The organism is Methylobacterium sp., from assembly GCF_019750675.1.
Taxonomy (GTDB): Bacteria; Pseudomonadota; Alphaproteobacteria; order Rhizobiales; family Beijerinckiaceae; genus Methylobacterium.
The window spans coordinates 1-13,809 of sequence record NZ_JAIEOF010000185.1 but is presented as its reverse complement, the minus strand read 5'-3'; the positions used below and the strand labels follow the sequence as shown (position 1 = coordinate 13,809).

The following is a 13,809-nucleotide window of genomic DNA, read 5'->3' as shown; positions in this document are numbered from 1 at the left end:
CCTGCGAGCAACGAAAAAAACCCCGGCGCTGGCCGGGGTTCTCGATCTTCGAAGATGTCGTGCGTGGACGTCGCGATCAGGCCGACTTGGCCTCGCGGCGGCGTGCGCTCTGCTGGAAGAACAGCGCCTGGCTGATGACCGCCGAGACGTTGGCGGGCTGGAACGGCTTGGCGATGAGGAAGGCCGGCTCGGGACGCTCGCCGGTGAGGAAGCGTTCCGGGTAGGCCGTGATGAAGATCACCGGTACCTCGAAGGTCTTCAGGAGGTCGTTCACCGCATCGAGGCCGGAGCTGCCGTCGGCGAGTTGGATGTCGGCCAGGATCAGGCCGGGGCGCGTGCCCTCGGAGGCGATCTTGATGGCTTCGGTCCGGGTGCGGGCGACGCCGATCACGTTGTGGCCCAGACCCTCGACCAGGGCCTCGAGGTCCATCGCGATGAGCGGCTCGTCCTCGATGATGAGAATTTCGGTGGCCATGTCGGCTGCGAGTTCGCGGCCGGCTTCGTCCACGAGATCCCGGACCTCGCTCACGTCCACCGCGAGGATGATCGCGGCGTCCTCCTCCGAGAAGCCCTCGAGGCAGGACAGCAGGAAGGCCTGACGCGGAAGCGGCGTGATCTGGCCGAGGCGCACCTCAGCCGGGAGGTCGTGCTGAACCTGTTCGCTCTGGCCATTCACCGAGAGAGAGTTCCAGATGCGGGTGAACACGCGGAACAGGTCGGCCTTGACGTTCGAGCTGCGGCCGAGCGTCTCCGGCTCGTTCACCAGAGTTTCCAGAGTGGCCGCCACATAGGCGTCGCCAGCAACCTGGCTGCCGGTCAGCGCCCGCGCGTAACGGCGCAGGTACGGCAGATGCTGAACGACGAGTTGAGCTGTCGACATTATATCCCCTTGGCTTTGCCGTTCTCTCGGGCGCCTCCGCCACAACGCGGAATGCGGGGCTCCGTTCCGCCGGCTGGGAACCGATTGTTCACACCAGCGTTGCAGGTGCAGCCATGGCCTATGTGAAGCCGCAAAACAATCGCGGCGATGTCGCTTGTCGACATCCAAGGGGACCGAAGTATGGAAGACAACGAATCGGGCGGTGGCCCCTCCGTCGAGGGACCAGCCCCGAACGGCTCGGATGCGACGTCACGACAGGGTCTGAGCGATCATACGCAGATGCGGATCGGCCTGCATCTGCGGGCGATGTACGACACCATCGTGCAGCAGCCTGTCCCCGACCGCTTTCGCGATCTGATCGCCAAGCTGGATACGTCGATGCCGGAATCGGATTCCCAAAGCTGACGCATCCGGTTCGCCGCTTCGTCCTACCCATGACGGGAAAGGGCCGCTCGTTTCGGCGAGCGGCCCTTCCTTTATACAGCTTTCGCTTCTGCGAACCTCTCGGCGTCGATCGCGACGCCTGTGCGGGTCAGAGCGTCGGCGAACGACCGCGCATTAGGCCGATCACGGCGGAGATGGCGAAAAGCACGATCGCGACGAAGAACACGAGCTTGGCAGCTTCCATCGCCGTGCCGGCGATACCACCGAAGCCGAGGAGCGCCGCGACGAGGGCGACGACCAGGAACGTAACGGCCCATCCGAGCATGTGACTCAACCCTCTATCAAGTACGGTGCAGCATCGGCTGCGACCTCATGACAGCATAACGTCAAGTTACCGACGGGGTTCCTGGGGCCGTCACACGATCGCCATCTTTTCGCGACGCTGCGCTGAGTCTTCACGATGCGAAACCGGATTAGATCGGATCGCGCGCCGCCAGACGCCAGAACAGGCCCGCGAGCCCCAGGGCCAGACCGTATTGGAGGAGCCCGTTCTCGGCGAGGTCGGCGGGCGCGAGGTGCAGGTGAAGCGCGAGGCGCGTCAGTCCGTTGAGGATCAGGACGCCTCCGCAGAACAGGGCGGCGGCGGCGAGGGTGGCGACGAAATCGGGCATGGCGGCGCATCCGGTTGACCCGGAGACGCCGTCGCAACTCGCGCGCCAACCGGTTCTCAGGCCGCGGGCGGGCGCGTCGCCATCATGGACGGACGGGCGGCGAACGCCTCGTACCAGGTGCCGAGCCCCGGATGGGCCGCGCGCCAGACAATTTCGGGAAAGCGCAGGTCGAGGTAGCCGAGCGCGCAACCGAGGGCGATGGTGCCGATATCCACGCGGCCGGCGAACGCCTCGGCGGTGCCCTCGAAACTCGCGAGCCCGCTCTCGATCTTGGCCTGCTGCGCCGCGATCCAGGCGGCTGAGCGCTCGCTTTCTGGCCGTGCGGTCAACTCGTAGCGGATCAGCAGGGCCGCATCGAGCATGCCGTCGGCGGTGGATTGATCGTTCAGTGCGATCCAGCGGGCCGGGCCGGCCTCGGGGAACAGGCCGCCGCCGGCCCGGGTATCGAGGTATTCGCAGATCACCCGGCTGTCGGCGATCGCCCGGCCCGTTTCGTCGATCAGGGTCGGCACCTGTGCGAGGGGATGGCGGGCGAGGATCGTCCCGTCGCGCTTCACCGGGTGGGCGGCCGTGGGCAGGAGTTCGAGGGATTCGGCGAGGCCGTGCTCATGAGCGACGACCATGACCTTGCGGGCGAACGGCGAGAAGTGGGAGTGAAACAGCTGCATCGGGCGTGATCCGGGTCGGGGTCGGGTCTTCGTGTGGGCCCTCAGGGGCGGCGCGTACTCGCAGGCTTGGCGCGCGGTGCGGCGGGCGCGGCCGGCACCACGGCGGCCGGTGCGGGCGCACTGGCCCGCGGCGTCTCGACGGCGAGGCGCTTGACGGGCCAGCCATCCGCCCAGCGCTCCATGTCGCTGAAGCGCGAATTGCCCTTCAGGGCGCCGGCATCGCTGCCCCCGAAGGCGGTGGCGGCGGCGAGATCGAAGGTTTTCCAGTAGGCGAGATAATCGAGGCTGTCGGTGCGGGCGTTGTTGATCTGCGCCACCAGCGTCGTCTGCTCCCCCGTCAGGGCCATGTCGGGCGTCCACTTGAACGGCGCCGTCGGCTGCTTCGGGTCGCGCGGCGGTTCGGGCGGCAACTTGATCGCGCCCCCGTCATAGGCCGTGTCGACGGCCGCCGGCGAGGACAGCGTCGCCGTCAGGGCGGGAAAGCCGTGATCGTCCGAGAGTGCGCGAACGAAGAGCTTGCGCTCGCTCGGCACGCTGCTGGCCTCGCGCAGCAGGCGCCGGGCGGCGAGGTCGGCCGCCCGGGCGTCGCGATCGCCGATCACCGTGAGGACGAGGGTTTCGGGCGCGATCCGTGAGAGGTCGTGCAGGACGACGCCCCGCGCCCGCGCGTCGCTGGCGATGCCGCCGGGCATGATCGCGAAGACCAGGCGCGGAACGGGCAGTCCCTGCGCCTTGGCGTCGGCCGCGATATTGGCCGCGATGGGGGCACCGGCCAGATGGCCGATCAACGCGACGCGCGTCCGGTCGGGCTTGGCCTCCGCGTCTGCCTGGAGATCCGAGAGGGTGGTGCCCAGGATGCGCACGGCGGCGGCGCTGGCCTCAGAGGGCCGGGTCCGGTTCGGTTCCTGGAAGCGCGGAAAGACGACGAGGGCGCCGGTCCGGGCGAGGTGATCGATCCAGGCGCCGTAAGCCTGCGGGTTCGGCGCGCCCCAGGCGTGCAGGAACACCACGACCGGGCGCCCCTCCGCAGGGGCGGGGCCGGACTTGTAGAACACGAAGCTCCCGGCACCGGCCTTGCCGAGACCGCGCTTGATGATGGTGGCGCCGCTGTCGACCATTCCACCCGGTCCGTCCTTGGGCTGGACGGGCGGTGCGGCCGCGAAGGCCGGCGATCCGGCCGCGATCAGGGCAGCGACGCCGCAGGCGGCAAGACCGAGGGAAAGGTTCAAACGCATGGGAGGCCCGATCGACCGGCCCGGAACTGCCGTGGGTTCTTTCCCCGCCGACATGTGGACCTGGATTCCCGAGGATCATACGGCAAACCAGTGCCGTTGAGTGCGGTATTCCCGCCGCACTCAGCCAGTCGTTCCAGCGCGATCAGCCTGCGGAATGGTTGCGGCGCGCGTCGATCATGGCAGCCAGACGCATGAGATCGTTGGGTTGTGCCGAATCCATAACGTCCTCGTACACCCGCCGCAGACTATTGCCGAGCGTTGACAGCATTCGCTGATCGGACAAGACCGTGAGCGACGACCAGCCGTCATCCGTGTCGAGGGCAAAGGCGGTACGGTCAGGTTTCATGTTCGGCTCGTGGGCCATCGCGCGGCCTCTCGCTAGCGGGAAACCCGTCAACGGCCACACGCCCTCATGTTTCCATTGATCTATGCTAATAATTCAGGCGCCGCCTGCGGGGGAGCCGATCACGTCTGGGCCGCGCCGCGCCCCGTCGGGCCGTCCGGCGGCTTCCTCGACCCAGGCCAGGATATCGGCGGCGCGCCAGGGTTTCGGGATGAATGTGGCGGAGACCCGCAGGTCGCTCGGCTGGTCGCCGGCATCGCCCGAAGTCAGGAGCACGCGCACCCGCGGCCAGGTCACGCCGATGATGCGCGCGAGCTCGAAGCCACCGATCGGCCCCGGCGTGCGTACGTCGGAGAAGACGACGCTGACTTCATCGGCCCGGTCGTTCAGGATGGCGAGGGCGCGCTCGGCCGTCTCGGCCTCGATCACCCGGAAACCCGTCTCTTCCAGAAGTTCGGCCGCGAGGAAGCGCTCGTCGGGTTCGTCCTCGACGACGAGAATCACGGGGCGTGCATCCGAGGAAGTCACTGCACTCATGGGTCCGGAACGCTCTTGAGGCCAGAACGGCGGGCCGCTGACAATGTTGCGCCACGGGGCACGGAAAGTGTCAATGTGGCCGATCGGACAGCGTGGCGTATCGACCTGCGAGAGTGGACGGTTGTGCTTTCGGTGTCACACTTTCGTGAGGCTTTTAGCCGACGCCGTGCGACTTCAGAAAGGATAGGGCCCGCGCCCAACCATCCTTGGCCTCGACGGGACGGTAGCTCGGCCGGTAATCGGCATGGAAACCGTGCGGCGCCTCCGGGTAGACCACCAGCTCAACGGATTTCCCTGCCGCGACGGCCTTGTCCCGCGCGGCCTCGACCGTCGCCACCGGGATGCCGGTATCGGCGCCCCCATAGAGGGCCAGGATCGGCGCGTTGATTTCGGCCGCCACGTCGGTGCCGGTACGCGGCTGGATCTCGGTGCGGTCTCCGCCCACCGGCCCATACCAGGCCACGGCCGCCTTGAGGTCCCGGCGGTGTGCCGCGTAGAGCCAGACGCCCCGCCCGCCCCGACACCAGCCCATGGTCCCGATCCGGGCCGGATCGCCCCGTGAGGCGGACACCGCCCAGGAGGCTGCCGCGTCGAGGTCTGCCATCCACTGCGCGTCCGGTGTCTTCGAGATGACGTCCCGGATGATGAGCTTGGCGTCCGTCATCGTGGAGAGGTCGCCCTGCCGGGCGTAGAGTTCGGGTGCGACGGCGCAGTAGCCCGCCTTGGCGAGTCGGCGGCAGATGTCCTTGATGTACTCGTGGACGCCGAAGATTTCCTCGATGACCAGAACGACGGGAAACGGTCCTTCGCCGACGGGCATCGCGCGGTAACCCGGCATCGGGCCGTCGCCGGCCGGGATCTTCACCTCACCGGCCTCCAGACCCTCGGCATCGGTCCGGATCACCTGCGCCTCGACCGAGGTCGTCGCCAGGGTGAGGCCCGTCATCAGGCTCGTCATGACGAAACCACGCCGGGAAAACGGCGGCGTCAGCAGCCCGTCGAGACCTCCGAGCGGCGCGTCGGCGGATGGACAATCGGGCGTGTTCGACATGGTGTCCCCGGTCGGTCTCGGACCTGTCCGTGACAGCTAGGGCAGCGCGGGCGCGGGACCATCCCGGTCCCGGGTGTCAGAGGGTTGCGCGCTGACGGTTGGGGTCGCCCATCCGCTTCGGCACGGGTGTCGCGGTTCGGCGCGACGGCGTCCGGGCCTCGGACGCAGCAGAGCGCTTGCGGGTCGTGGCCGGGGGCTTCGGCCGCACCAACTCGCCGAGGGCGACGAAGTCCTCTCCGCCGACCCTGGTGCCCGGGCCCGCGACGAGTCCGAAGCCGAGGGCGAAGGAGCGCGCGAGGTTCGCGTCGGGGCTGACGCCGAACGCATCGAGCGCCGCCAGGAAGGCCTCCCGAAAGGCGCGCGGGCCGCACCAGTTCTTCTCCGAGAGGTGCAGCGGCCACTCCCAGAGATCGCCCCGCCGCATCGCGATCATGTCCGCGGCGATGAAGTAACCGCTGGTCCGATGTTCCAGCCCGTCGACGAGCAGGCGCCATTCGGTGTTCACGAACGGACGGTTCGGGGTCGTGCAGGCGTGATCCGAATGCTGGTCGATCATGATGTTCCCTCGTCGACGTCGCGGTGCGCCCTTGGCACGCCGGAACGGTTCAGAACATTAAGGGAACAGTGATCCGAAACGGAACAGGCGTCAAGCCTTTGTTCTTGATGTGTTCGGCCGTAGCCGGCTCGGTGCCCTCAGCGCGTCTTGGAGCTGAAGACCGGATGCTCGACCCGATCACCGGGGTGGATCTTCAGCCGGGCCGCCGTTCCGGCATTGAGTTCGAGCACCGAGAGAACGGGCTCGTTCGAGGGGATCACCTTCGTGGACAGCGGCTCGGTATCGGCCGCGATCTTCGCGATGCTGCCGTCCGGCCTGATGAACAGCATGTCCAGGGGCAGGTAGGTGTTCTTCATCCACATCGCGACGGGGGCCGTCGCCGCGAAGTCGAACAGCATGCCGTGGTCCGGGGCCATGGCGCGGCGGTACATGAGCCCGCGCGAGCGGTCGGCGTCGGTGCGCATCACCTCCACGGCGAAGTTGTGCCGTCCGCCCCGGGTGACGATGCTCAAGGGCTCGGTCGGCCCGGAGGCGGCATCCTGCGCCGCGACCGCACCGGGTGCCAGGGCGATGAGCGTCATCGCGAGGAGCGCGCAGAAGCGGCCGCGCCAGTCGGTCGTGCGTCGAGAAATCACCGGACCATCCGTCAATGTGAAGCGGGCAGTGCGCCGTCGAGGAGGCGGACTTCGGCCGCCATCCTGCCCTTCGAACCGTCGCCGTAGCGGACAAGAACCATCTCGCCGGGCTTGAGTTCGGCGATGCCGTAGCGGCGAAGCGTCTCCATGTGCACGAAGATGTCCGCCGTGCCGTCGCCCCGGCTGAGGAAGCCGAATCCGCGCAGCCGGTTGAACCACTTCACCACGGCGGTTTCGAGCCCGCTGGTCGGCGTGACGGTGACGTGGGTGCGCGGCAAGGGCAGTTCGGAGGGGTGGGTCGCCGTCGACTGGTCGAGGGACAGGACCCGGAAGGCCTGCCAGCCGCGCGGCCGCTCCGTGGCTTCCACGACGACCCGCGCGCCCTCGCTGGCACTCTGGTGTCCGTCGCGCCGCAGGCAGGTGATGTGGAGCAGCACGTCCGCCGAGCCGTCGTCGGGGACGATGAAGCCGAAGCCCTTGGCGACATCGAACCACTTGATCCGGCCCGCCACCTCGATGAGGTCCAGGGGGCGCTGGATGTCCGCGCCGGGGCTTTCGCCGGCGCGGGTGTCGTCGGTCTCCCCCGACGAATGCCGCCCGAACGGGCCCGAACCGAAATCGTCCGACATGTAAGCAACCCACACCGAATCACGCCACGCGACTCGTGAAAGAGATTAACGAAGTCATGACTCGGCGGAAGCCCGTTTGACGGTCGCGGAGGTTCATCGATGCCGCATTGTTCGGCACGGCGGTTCGGGCGCAACAGAACGATCCGTCCTATCGCGTTCACCGGCCAAAGGGTTTTCGGGCTTCGGCGACCCGGGTTCAAATTTCGTTCACCACGCGCGCCGAAATCCGGACGGCCGGGTGGTGGCGCCTCCGTGGCGGATCGGTGCTAGGGGCATGCCGGCATGACCAGCCCCGTTTCCCCGACCACGCCGTCCCGCCCGCGCTTCGACGCCATCGATGCGACCCGCGGCGTCGCCCTCGCGGCGATGGCGACGTATCACGCCCTCTGGGATCTGGGCGCCCTGCGCCTGACGCCCGAGAACTACGCCCTGACGCCGCTCGGCCGCGTGGCGGCGCACGGGATCGCGGGGAGCTTTCTGATCCTCGTCGGTGTCGGACTGGTGCTGATGAACGGCGCCCGCTTCGCGGCCCGGCCCTTCGCCCTGAGACTGGCGCGGATCGCGGGCGCCGCGCTCCTCGTCACCGGCGCCACGGTGCTGACCGACCCGGCGCACTACATCTTCTTCGGCATCCTGCACTGCATCGCCGTCGCCAGCGTCCTCGCCCTGCCCTTCGTGCGCCGCCTGCCGGTCTGGAGCGCAGGCCTCGGCGGGCTCGCCATCCTGGCCGCGCCGCACTTCGTTTCGGCCGACTGGCTGGACGCGCCGGTTCTGGCGTTCCTCGGCCTCGGACGCGGGACGCCCCAAACCAACGATTACGTGCCGCTGATGCCCTGGGCGGGCCTCGTCCTCATCGGTGTCGCCCTGGCCCGCGCCGGTCTGCCGGCCTTCGCGGGCTCTCGGGCCGGGGGATGGCGGGCGCGGGGGCGGCTGGCGCGGGGCCTCACCTTTGCCGGGCGGCACAGCCTCGCGGTCTACCTCATCCACCAGCCGGTGCTGATGGGCTTCTTCACCGGCCTCGTGACCCTGACCGGGCCGCATCCGCAGGCCGGTGTCGCCGAGTTCCGGGCACTCTATGTCCGCAACTGCACCGCCACGGGCGGAGAGGTCGGCGCCTGCACCGCGGCCGCGTCCTGCGTCTCCGACGCCTTCCGGCGCGAAGGGCTCTGGGCCGACCGGCCGCGCAGCTTCACGGTCGAGGAGCGCCTGAAGGCCCAGGCGCTGTCGCAGGCCTGCTACGAGGCGGCCGAGGGAACGGCGCCGGCACCCTGAGGGCGGGGCACCGTCCCGAGGTCGGATCAGTCCTTGGCGCGCTCCACGTAGGAGCCGTCCTCGGTCATGATCACCACGCGGGTGCCCACCGCGATGTGCGGCGGCACGGCGGTGCGCACGCCGTTGGAGAGAATGGCGGGCTTGTAGGAGGAGGAGGCGGTCTGGCCCTTCATCGCCGGCTCGGTCTCGGTCACCTCGAGCACGACGCGCTGGGGCAGCTCCAGGGTCAGGGCCACGCCGTTATGGGTGGAGACCATCACGGCCATGCCTTCCTGCAGGTACGGCGCGGCCGAGCCGACGACGTCCTTGGGGATCGCGACCTGGTCGTAGTTCTCGGGGTTCATGAAGTGGAAGCCCTCGCCGTCCTCGTAGAGGAAGGTGTGCTCGCGGTCCTCGACGAAGGCGCGCTCAACCGACTCGGTGGTGCGGTAGCGCTCGGACACCTTCACGCCGTCGGTGATGCGGCGCATGTCGAGCTGCGTCACCGGGGTGCCCTTGCCGGGGTGGATGTTCTCGACCGTCAGGATGACGTAGAGCTTGCCATCCTTGTCGACGACGTTGCCCTTGCGGAGCGTAGAGGCGATCACCTTCACGGGGTCTGGTCCTGCTGTGTTCGTTGGAAAAACGGACGCATCGCCCCGGCGCGGGTTCATCCGCGGGAGCGACATCATGGCCCCGCCACTAACCTATCCGAGGCCCCGTTGCCAGTCGCGGCGCGCGGCGGCGCCCGAGAGAGCCGAAATTCCCGCATCATGATTCCTGCGTTCCCGGCCACACGATGAACACCCCCTCCCCCTGGTGGGCCCCGCACCGGCACGCCGACCGCCGCCCCGCCCTGATGGCGCGCAACCGCATCGTCGCGGCGTTGCGGGCGCATTTCGGGCAGGCCGGTTTCGTCGAGGTGGAGGCGGCCGCGCTCCAGGTCTCGCCGGGCAACGAGGCCCATCTCTCGGCCTTCGCCACGGAGGTCCTGGGGCCGGACGGGTCGCGCCGGCCGCTCTTCCTCCATACGTCGCCCGAGTTCGCCTGCAAGAAGCTGCTGGCGGCCGGCGAGGAGCGGATCGTCAGCTTCGCCCGGGTCTTCCGCAACCGCGAGCGCGGACCCCTGCACCACCCGGAATTCACCATGCTGGAATGGTACCGGGCAGGGGCCGACTACACAGACCTCATGCGCGACTGCGCCGACCTCCTGGCTCTCGCGGCCGAGCGGGCGGGCACGCGGCGCCTGCAGCATCGTGGCCGCGAGGCGGACCCCTTCGCGGCGTTCGAGCGGATCACCCTGGCGGAAGCATTTGCGCAGCGCGCCGGGATCGACCTCCTCGCCACCGTCGACCGCGACGGCCGCACGGACCGCGACGGCCTCGCGGCGGCGGTGGTGCGGTCCGGCCTGCGCGTGGCCGAGGACGACACCTGGGGCGATCTGTTCAGCCGCGTCCTCGTCGCCCGGATCGAGCCGCATCTCGGCCTCGGGCGGCCCACCATCCTGTACGAGTACCCGGTGAGCGAGGCCGCGCTCGCCCGCCCCAGTCCGCGCGACCCTCGCGTGGCGGAGCGCTTCGAACTCTACGCCTGCGGCGTCGAACTCGCGAATGCCTTCGGCGAACTGACCGATGCCGAGGAGCAGCGCCGCCGCTTCGCGTGCGCGATGGCCGAGAAGGCGCGCGTCTACGGCGAGACCTACCCCATCGACGAGGATTTCCTCGCCGCCCTCGCGGTGATGCCGGAGGCGAGCGGCATCGCGCTGGGCCTCGACCGCCTGGTCATGCTCGCCACCGGCGCGCCGCGCATCGACGACGTGATCTGGACCCCCGTGGCGGGAGACCCGGCGTGAGCCGGCCCATGAACGGAATCCTGCGCGATCCGGCGGCCCTGGCCCGCGCCGGCCTTGCGGCGCCCGCCGACCTGCCCGCCCTGGAGGCGGTGGCGGCGCGCTACGCCGTCTCAGTGACGCCCGACATGGCCGAGCTGATCGACCCCGCCGATCCGGCCGATCCGATCGCCCGCCAGTTCCTGCCCCGGGCCGAGGAACTGGAGACACGGCCCGAGGAGACGGCCGATCCCATCGGCGACGACGCGCACAGCCCCCTGCCCGGGATCGTCCACCGCTACCCGGACCGCGTGCTCCTGAAGCCGCTCCACGTCTGCCCGGTCTATTGCCGCTTCTGCTTCCGGCGCGAGATGGTCGGGCCGGACGGGCTGGGCACGCTCGGCGAGGCCGATCTGGCGCGGGCGCTGGCCTACATCGCGGCCCGGCCCGAGATCTGGGAGGTGGTGATCACAGGGGGCGACCCCTTCGCGCTCTCGGCTCGCCGCCTCGCCCACATCGCCGAGGTTCTGGCCGGTATCCCGCACGTGCGCGTCCTGCGCCTCCACACCCGCGTGCCTGTGGTCGATCCGGGCGCGGTCACGCCGGCGCGCCTCGCCGCCCTGAAGCGGTTCGGCGGCGCGGTCTTCGTGGCGCTCCACGCCAACCATCCGCGCGAGTTCACGCCGGCCGCCATGGCGGCGATCGCGCGGCTGGTGGATGCCGGCATCCCCATGGTGAGCCAGACGGTGCTGCTCGCCGGAATCAACGACGATCCCGCCACCCTGGAGAGCCTGATGCGACGCTTCGTCGAGAACCGGATCAAGCCCTACTACCTGCATCACGGCGATCTCGCCCCCGGCACGGGGCACCTGCGCACCGGCCTCGGGCAGGGCCGCGACCTCATGCGGGCCCTGCGCGGCCGTCTCTCGGGCCTCGCCCAGCCGCTCTACGTCCTCGACATCCCGGGCGGGCACGGCAAGGTGCCGGTGGGGCCGGATTACCTCACGGTCTCGGCGTCCGGCTGGCGGGTCACCGATCCGCGCGGTGCGGAGCACGCCTACCCGCCCGAGACCGAACCGCACCGGGACGACCCTGTGCGTTGACAGCCCTTCGCCGCAACGCTTTTGATGCCGGGAACGCGCGGCGCGCGGCCTCACGATCCTCGGGGAAGCTGATGGGTGTGTTTCAGGATTTCGTCGGGCGCTTCAGCCAGACCATGTCGTCCTATCTCGGCGACCGCCCCCTGATGGAGGCGGCGGTCTCGGCCGCCGCCAATGTCATCCTGGCCGATTACGAGATCGACGAGGAGGAGATCGAGGCGGCGCTCGCCGGCATGCGCGCCAACCCGATCCTCGAGAAGGGCTACGACACCCTGAAGCTCGAGGCCGAACTGTTCGAGGGCATCGCCCGCGCCCGGACCCGCGCCGGCCGGGCCGAGAACCTCGGCTTCGTCGCCGCCATCGCCGACCGGGACGCCGTCCAGCGCCGGGCCGTCTTCCTCATCGCCGCCGACGTGGCCGACCAAGCCGGCATCAGCGCCGTCGAGCACGCGGCGCTCGCCGAGATCGCCGCCGCCCTGAAGGTCGACAAGGACGCCCTGCTCGGATCGGCGGCCGGGGCCTGAGCCTCAGCCGGAGACGCGATCCGAGACGAGGGCCGCATCCTTCTCGACCTGGCGCTCGAAGCGGCGCGGCAGCAGGTTCGAGCGGGCCATCCGGCGCAGGCCCATCACGGTCAGGACGAGGGCGGCGGCCGCGAACGGGCCGCCCACGATGAGCGCGGCCAGGATCTCGGAGCCGATCAGCGCCGCGAGCCCCTTCACCAGGGCGACGAACAGCATCACCAGGGCCGCGACCACGAGCACGAGCGCGGTCCCGAAGCGGGCAACGAGGCCGAGGATGGCCTGGATGTTCCCGTCCGTCTCCCGCCGCATCAGTTCGAGTTCCTGGCCGACGAGGTCGCCGCCATGGCGCAGGCCCTCGCTGATCAGGCTGCGCAGGCTCTGCGTCGGTTGGGCCATCGGGTCGGGTCCTCGTGGTGGGTTCGGCGGGTGCGGGACGCTAGAGACGTCTCGTTCGAGATCTCTTGCAAGCCACAACCGTGGCGGTTCGATCGCGTTCCGGTCTCCGCGCGTCGATCAGGCTGGTGGGGCTTCCCGCTCCGCGACATCCGGTGCCTCCCGGATCGCCGCCGCGATGGCGTCGAGCAGCACCGTGTCCTCACCCGCCATCGCTTCCATGGCGGCCATGCGGCCGACCACGGTGGCGGCGATGCGCTCCTCCACCGTGTCCTCGGCCAGCGCGTAGTAGATCGTCGCCCGCCGCCCGTCGCGGTGGCAGCGCCCCTCGATCTGCGTGAGCTGGATCGCGCTGTGGCGCAGGTCGTGGACGATGAGGGCGCGAGGCCGCGTGCCGCCGGGCATCTCGCCCTCGTGCAGGGAAATCGATTCGGTGACGGTGAAGACCACGGCGTCGAGGTCTCCGCCCTGGAAGGCGAGCCGGGTCGCCTCGTTGGCCTCCCCCGCCCGTGTCCCCGTGATGGAATCCGCGCGCCAGCCCGCCGCGCGCAGGGCCTCGACCAGAGCGTCGCCCGTCTCCAGGAAGGCCACCGAGATCGCCACCTGATGGCCGTCCTCGATCAGGAGATCGGCGAAGGCGGCCGTGCCCGAAACCCGCAGCAGGCTGGCCTTCTGGCGGAAGCGCAGATCCGCCGCCCAGCCGGCCGGCCGGCGGGTGCTGCCGCCGAGGAGCCCCCATTCGCGCCGGAACTCGCGCCAGGTCGCGTCGTAGAGCCGGCGCTCGGCGGGGCTCAGGGCCACGGGGCTGAGTTCGCGCTGCACCTCCGGCCAGCCGGCGATATCGGCGGGGCGGCGGCGCAGGCCGATCGCCCGCTCGCCCTTGAACAGGAGCTCGGCCATCACCGCGCAGTCGCGCGGGTTCGCCTCCCAGGACCAGTTGGTCCAGCGCCCCTTGGCCCGGCCGATCCCGAGGCGCTGCATCAGGGCACGGAACTCCGCCAGGGTCGCGGCCGGCTCGCCCGCCGCGTGGCCGAGGAGGTGGCCGAGATAGGAGAGTTCGTGCGGCGCCTGTCCGGCGGTGGCGCTGAGATAGACCGTGAAGGCCGCCGATTCCGCGATCTGCC

19 protein-coding genes are annotated in these 13,809 nt (G+C 69.8%); 5 read left to right on the top strand and 14 right to left on the bottom strand.

What is annotated here, in order from left to right:
• Positions 1–76 precede the first annotated feature (76 nt).
• Positions 77–880, bottom strand: coding sequence for a response regulator (locus K2X24_RS10150; RefSeq protein ID WP_238275395.1), 804 nt, complete (start codon positions 878–880; stop codon positions 77–79).
• Positions 881–1,027: 147 nt separating this feature from the next.
• Between K2X24_RS10150 and K2X24_RS10145 the strand changes: the two genes are divergently transcribed.
• A complete protein-coding gene (locus tag K2X24_RS10145) occupies positions 1,028–1,285 on the top strand; it encodes a NepR family anti-sigma factor (RefSeq protein WP_292497457.1) in 258 nt (85 codons plus the stop codon).
• Between the two features lie 127 nt (positions 1,286–1,412).
• Here K2X24_RS10145 and K2X24_RS10140 read toward each other — a convergent pair whose 3' ends face one another.
• From K2X24_RS10140 to K2X24_RS10095, 10 genes are all read right to left on the bottom strand, one after another.
• Positions 1,413–1,589: a DUF1328 domain-containing protein gene (locus K2X24_RS10140; RefSeq protein ID WP_003599466.1), complete on the bottom strand. Its 177-nt coding sequence runs from the start codon at positions 1,587–1,589 to the stop codon at positions 1,413–1,415.
• Between the two features lie 148 nt (positions 1,590–1,737).
• Positions 1,738–1,935 (bottom strand): hypothetical protein, encoded by a 198-nt coding sequence (locus tag K2X24_RS10135; protein WP_292497405.1) that lies wholly within the window; start codon positions 1,933–1,935, stop codon positions 1,738–1,740.
• 56 nt (positions 1,936–1,991) lie between these two features.
• Entirely contained in the window at positions 1,992–2,603 is a 612-nt protein-coding gene (locus K2X24_RS10130; RefSeq protein ID WP_292497403.1) for a glutathione S-transferase, read from the bottom strand.
• A 41-nt stretch (positions 2,604–2,644) separates the two neighbouring features.
• Positions 2,645–3,838 carry an alpha/beta hydrolase fold domain-containing protein gene (locus K2X24_RS10125; protein ID WP_292497401.1) on the bottom strand — a complete coding sequence of 398 codons (1,194 nt, stop codon included), beginning with the start codon at positions 3,836–3,838 and terminating at the stop codon, positions 2,645–2,647.
• Between the two features lie 142 nt (positions 3,839–3,980).
• On the bottom strand, positions 3,981–4,202 hold the full coding sequence (locus K2X24_RS10120) for a hypothetical protein (protein ID WP_292497398.1): 222 nt from the start codon (positions 4,200–4,202) through the stop codon (positions 3,981–3,983).
• Between the two features lie 75 nt (positions 4,203–4,277).
• Positions 4,278–4,718, bottom strand: a complete 441-nt coding sequence (locus tag K2X24_RS10115; protein WP_292497395.1) for a response regulator — start codon at positions 4,716–4,718, stop codon at positions 4,278–4,280.
• Positions 4,719–4,872: 154 nt separating this feature from the next.
• Entirely contained in the window at positions 4,873–5,769 is an 897-nt protein-coding gene (locus K2X24_RS10110) for a dienelactone hydrolase family protein (protein WP_292497393.1), read from the bottom strand.
• Between the two features lie 76 nt (positions 5,770–5,845).
• Entirely contained in the window at positions 5,846–6,325 is a 480-nt protein-coding gene (locus K2X24_RS10105) for a hypothetical protein (RefSeq protein ID WP_292497390.1), read from the bottom strand.
• 137 nt (positions 6,326–6,462) lie between these two features.
• The gene (locus K2X24_RS10100; RefSeq protein WP_292497464.1) at positions 6,463–6,906 is read right to left on the bottom strand and encodes a DUF192 domain-containing protein; all 444 of its coding nucleotides are present in this window, start codon (positions 6,904–6,906) and stop codon (positions 6,463–6,465) included.
• Between the two features lie 65 nt (positions 6,907–6,971).
• Entirely contained in the window at positions 6,972–7,589 is a 618-nt protein-coding gene (locus tag K2X24_RS10095; protein WP_292497389.1) for a cold-shock protein, read from the bottom strand.
• A gap of 282 nt (positions 7,590–7,871) precedes the next feature.
• Here K2X24_RS10095 and K2X24_RS10090 point away from each other — a divergent pair, with 282 nt between their 5' ends.
• Complete coding sequence (locus tag K2X24_RS10090; protein WP_292497386.1) at positions 7,872–8,861, top strand: DUF1624 domain-containing protein; 990 nt, start codon at positions 7,872–7,874, stop codon at positions 8,859–8,861.
• Between the two features lie 26 nt (positions 8,862–8,887).
• Here K2X24_RS10090 and efp read toward each other — a convergent pair whose 3' ends face one another.
• On the bottom strand, positions 8,888–9,514 hold the full coding sequence (gene efp / locus K2X24_RS10085) for an elongation factor P (RefSeq protein WP_292497462.1): 627 nt from the start codon (positions 9,512–9,514) through the stop codon (positions 8,888–8,890).
• Between the two features lie 125 nt (positions 9,515–9,639).
• On the opposite strand from efp, the gene epmA reads away from it, so the two are divergent.
• The 3 genes from epmA (at position 9,640) to K2X24_RS10070 (ending at position 12,292) form a co-directional block, all read left to right on the top strand.
• On the top strand, positions 9,640–10,692 hold the full coding sequence (gene epmA / locus K2X24_RS10080) for an EF-P lysine aminoacylase EpmA (RefSeq protein WP_292497384.1): 1,053 nt from the start codon (positions 9,640–9,642) through the stop codon (positions 10,690–10,692).
• Between the two features lie 8 nt (positions 10,693–10,700).
• Positions 10,701–11,771, top strand: a complete 1,071-nt coding sequence (locus K2X24_RS10075) for a lysine-2,3-aminomutase-like protein (protein ID WP_292497461.1) — start codon at positions 10,701–10,703, stop codon at positions 11,769–11,771.
• A gap of 71 nt (positions 11,772–11,842) precedes the next feature.
• Complete coding sequence (locus tag K2X24_RS10070; protein ID WP_292497381.1) at positions 11,843–12,292, top strand: Tellurite resistance protein TerB; 450 nt, start codon at positions 11,843–11,845, stop codon at positions 12,290–12,292.
• Between the two features lie 3 nt (positions 12,293–12,295).
• On the opposite strand, the gene K2X24_RS10065 is transcribed toward K2X24_RS10070, so the two are convergent.
• Entirely contained in the window at positions 12,296–12,688 is a 393-nt protein-coding gene (locus K2X24_RS10065; RefSeq protein WP_292497379.1) for a phage holin family protein, read from the bottom strand.
• Between the two features lie 117 nt (positions 12,689–12,805).
• A partial coding sequence (locus tag K2X24_RS10060; protein WP_292497377.1) for a restriction endonuclease subunit R occupies positions 12,806–13,809 on the bottom strand: 1,004 nt, incomplete at its 5' end.

Coding starts and splice junctions, on each gene's coding strand:
- K2X24_RS10095 (WP_292497389.1), bottom strand. CDS start 7,589: ATGTCGGACGATTTCGGTTCGGGCCCGTTCGGGCGGCATTCGTCGGGG.
- K2X24_RS10150 (WP_238275395.1), bottom strand. CDS start 880: ATGTCGACAGCTCAACTCGTCGTTCAGCATCTGCCGTACCTGCGCCGT.
- K2X24_RS10105 (WP_292497390.1), bottom strand. CDS start 6,325: ATGATCGACCAGCATTCGGATCACGCCTGCACGACCCCGAACCGTCCG.
- K2X24_RS10130 (WP_292497403.1), bottom strand. CDS start 2,603: ATGCAGCTGTTTCACTCCCACTTCTCGCCGTTCGCCCGCAAGGTCATG.
- K2X24_RS10115 (WP_292497395.1), bottom strand. CDS start 4,718: ATGAGTGCAGTGACTTCCTCGGATGCACGCCCCGTGATTCTCGTCGTC.
- K2X24_RS10100 (WP_292497464.1), bottom strand. CDS start 6,906: ATGACGCTCATCGCCCTGGCACCCGGTGCGGTCGCGGCGCAGGATGCC.
- K2X24_RS10075 (WP_292497461.1), top strand. CDS start 10,701: ATGAACGGAATCCTGCGCGATCCGGCGGCCCTGGCCCGCGCCGGCCTT.
- K2X24_RS10120 (WP_292497398.1), bottom strand. CDS start 4,202: ATGGCCCACGAGCCGAACATGAAACCTGACCGTACCGCCTTTGCCCTC.
- efp (WP_292497462.1), bottom strand. CDS start 9,514: ATGAACCCGCGCCGGGGCGATGCGTCCGTTTTTCCAACGAACACAGCA.
- K2X24_RS10070 (WP_292497381.1), top strand. CDS start 11,843: ATGGGTGTGTTTCAGGATTTCGTCGGGCGCTTCAGCCAGACCATGTCG.
- K2X24_RS10110 (WP_292497393.1), bottom strand. CDS start 5,769: ATGTCGAACACGCCCGATTGTCCATCCGCCGACGCGCCGCTCGGAGGT.
- epmA (WP_292497384.1), top strand. CDS start 9,640: ATGAACACCCCCTCCCCCTGGTGGGCCCCGCACCGGCACGCCGACCGC.
- K2X24_RS10125 (WP_292497401.1), bottom strand. CDS start 3,838: ATGCGTTTGAACCTTTCCCTCGGTCTTGCCGCCTGCGGCGTCGCTGCC.
- K2X24_RS10135 (WP_292497405.1), bottom strand. CDS start 1,935: ATGCCCGATTTCGTCGCCACCCTCGCCGCCGCCGCCCTGTTCTGCGGA.
- K2X24_RS10140 (WP_003599466.1), bottom strand. CDS start 1,589: ATGCTCGGATGGGCCGTTACGTTCCTGGTCGTCGCCCTCGTCGCGGCG.
- K2X24_RS10065 (WP_292497379.1), bottom strand. CDS start 12,688: ATGGCCCAACCGACGCAGAGCCTGCGCAGCCTGATCAGCGAGGGCCTG.
- K2X24_RS10090 (WP_292497386.1), top strand. CDS start 7,872: ATGACCAGCCCCGTTTCCCCGACCACGCCGTCCCGCCCGCGCTTCGAC.
- K2X24_RS10145 (WP_292497457.1), top strand. CDS start 1,028: ATGTCGCTTGTCGACATCCAAGGGGACCGAAGTATGGAAGACAACGAA.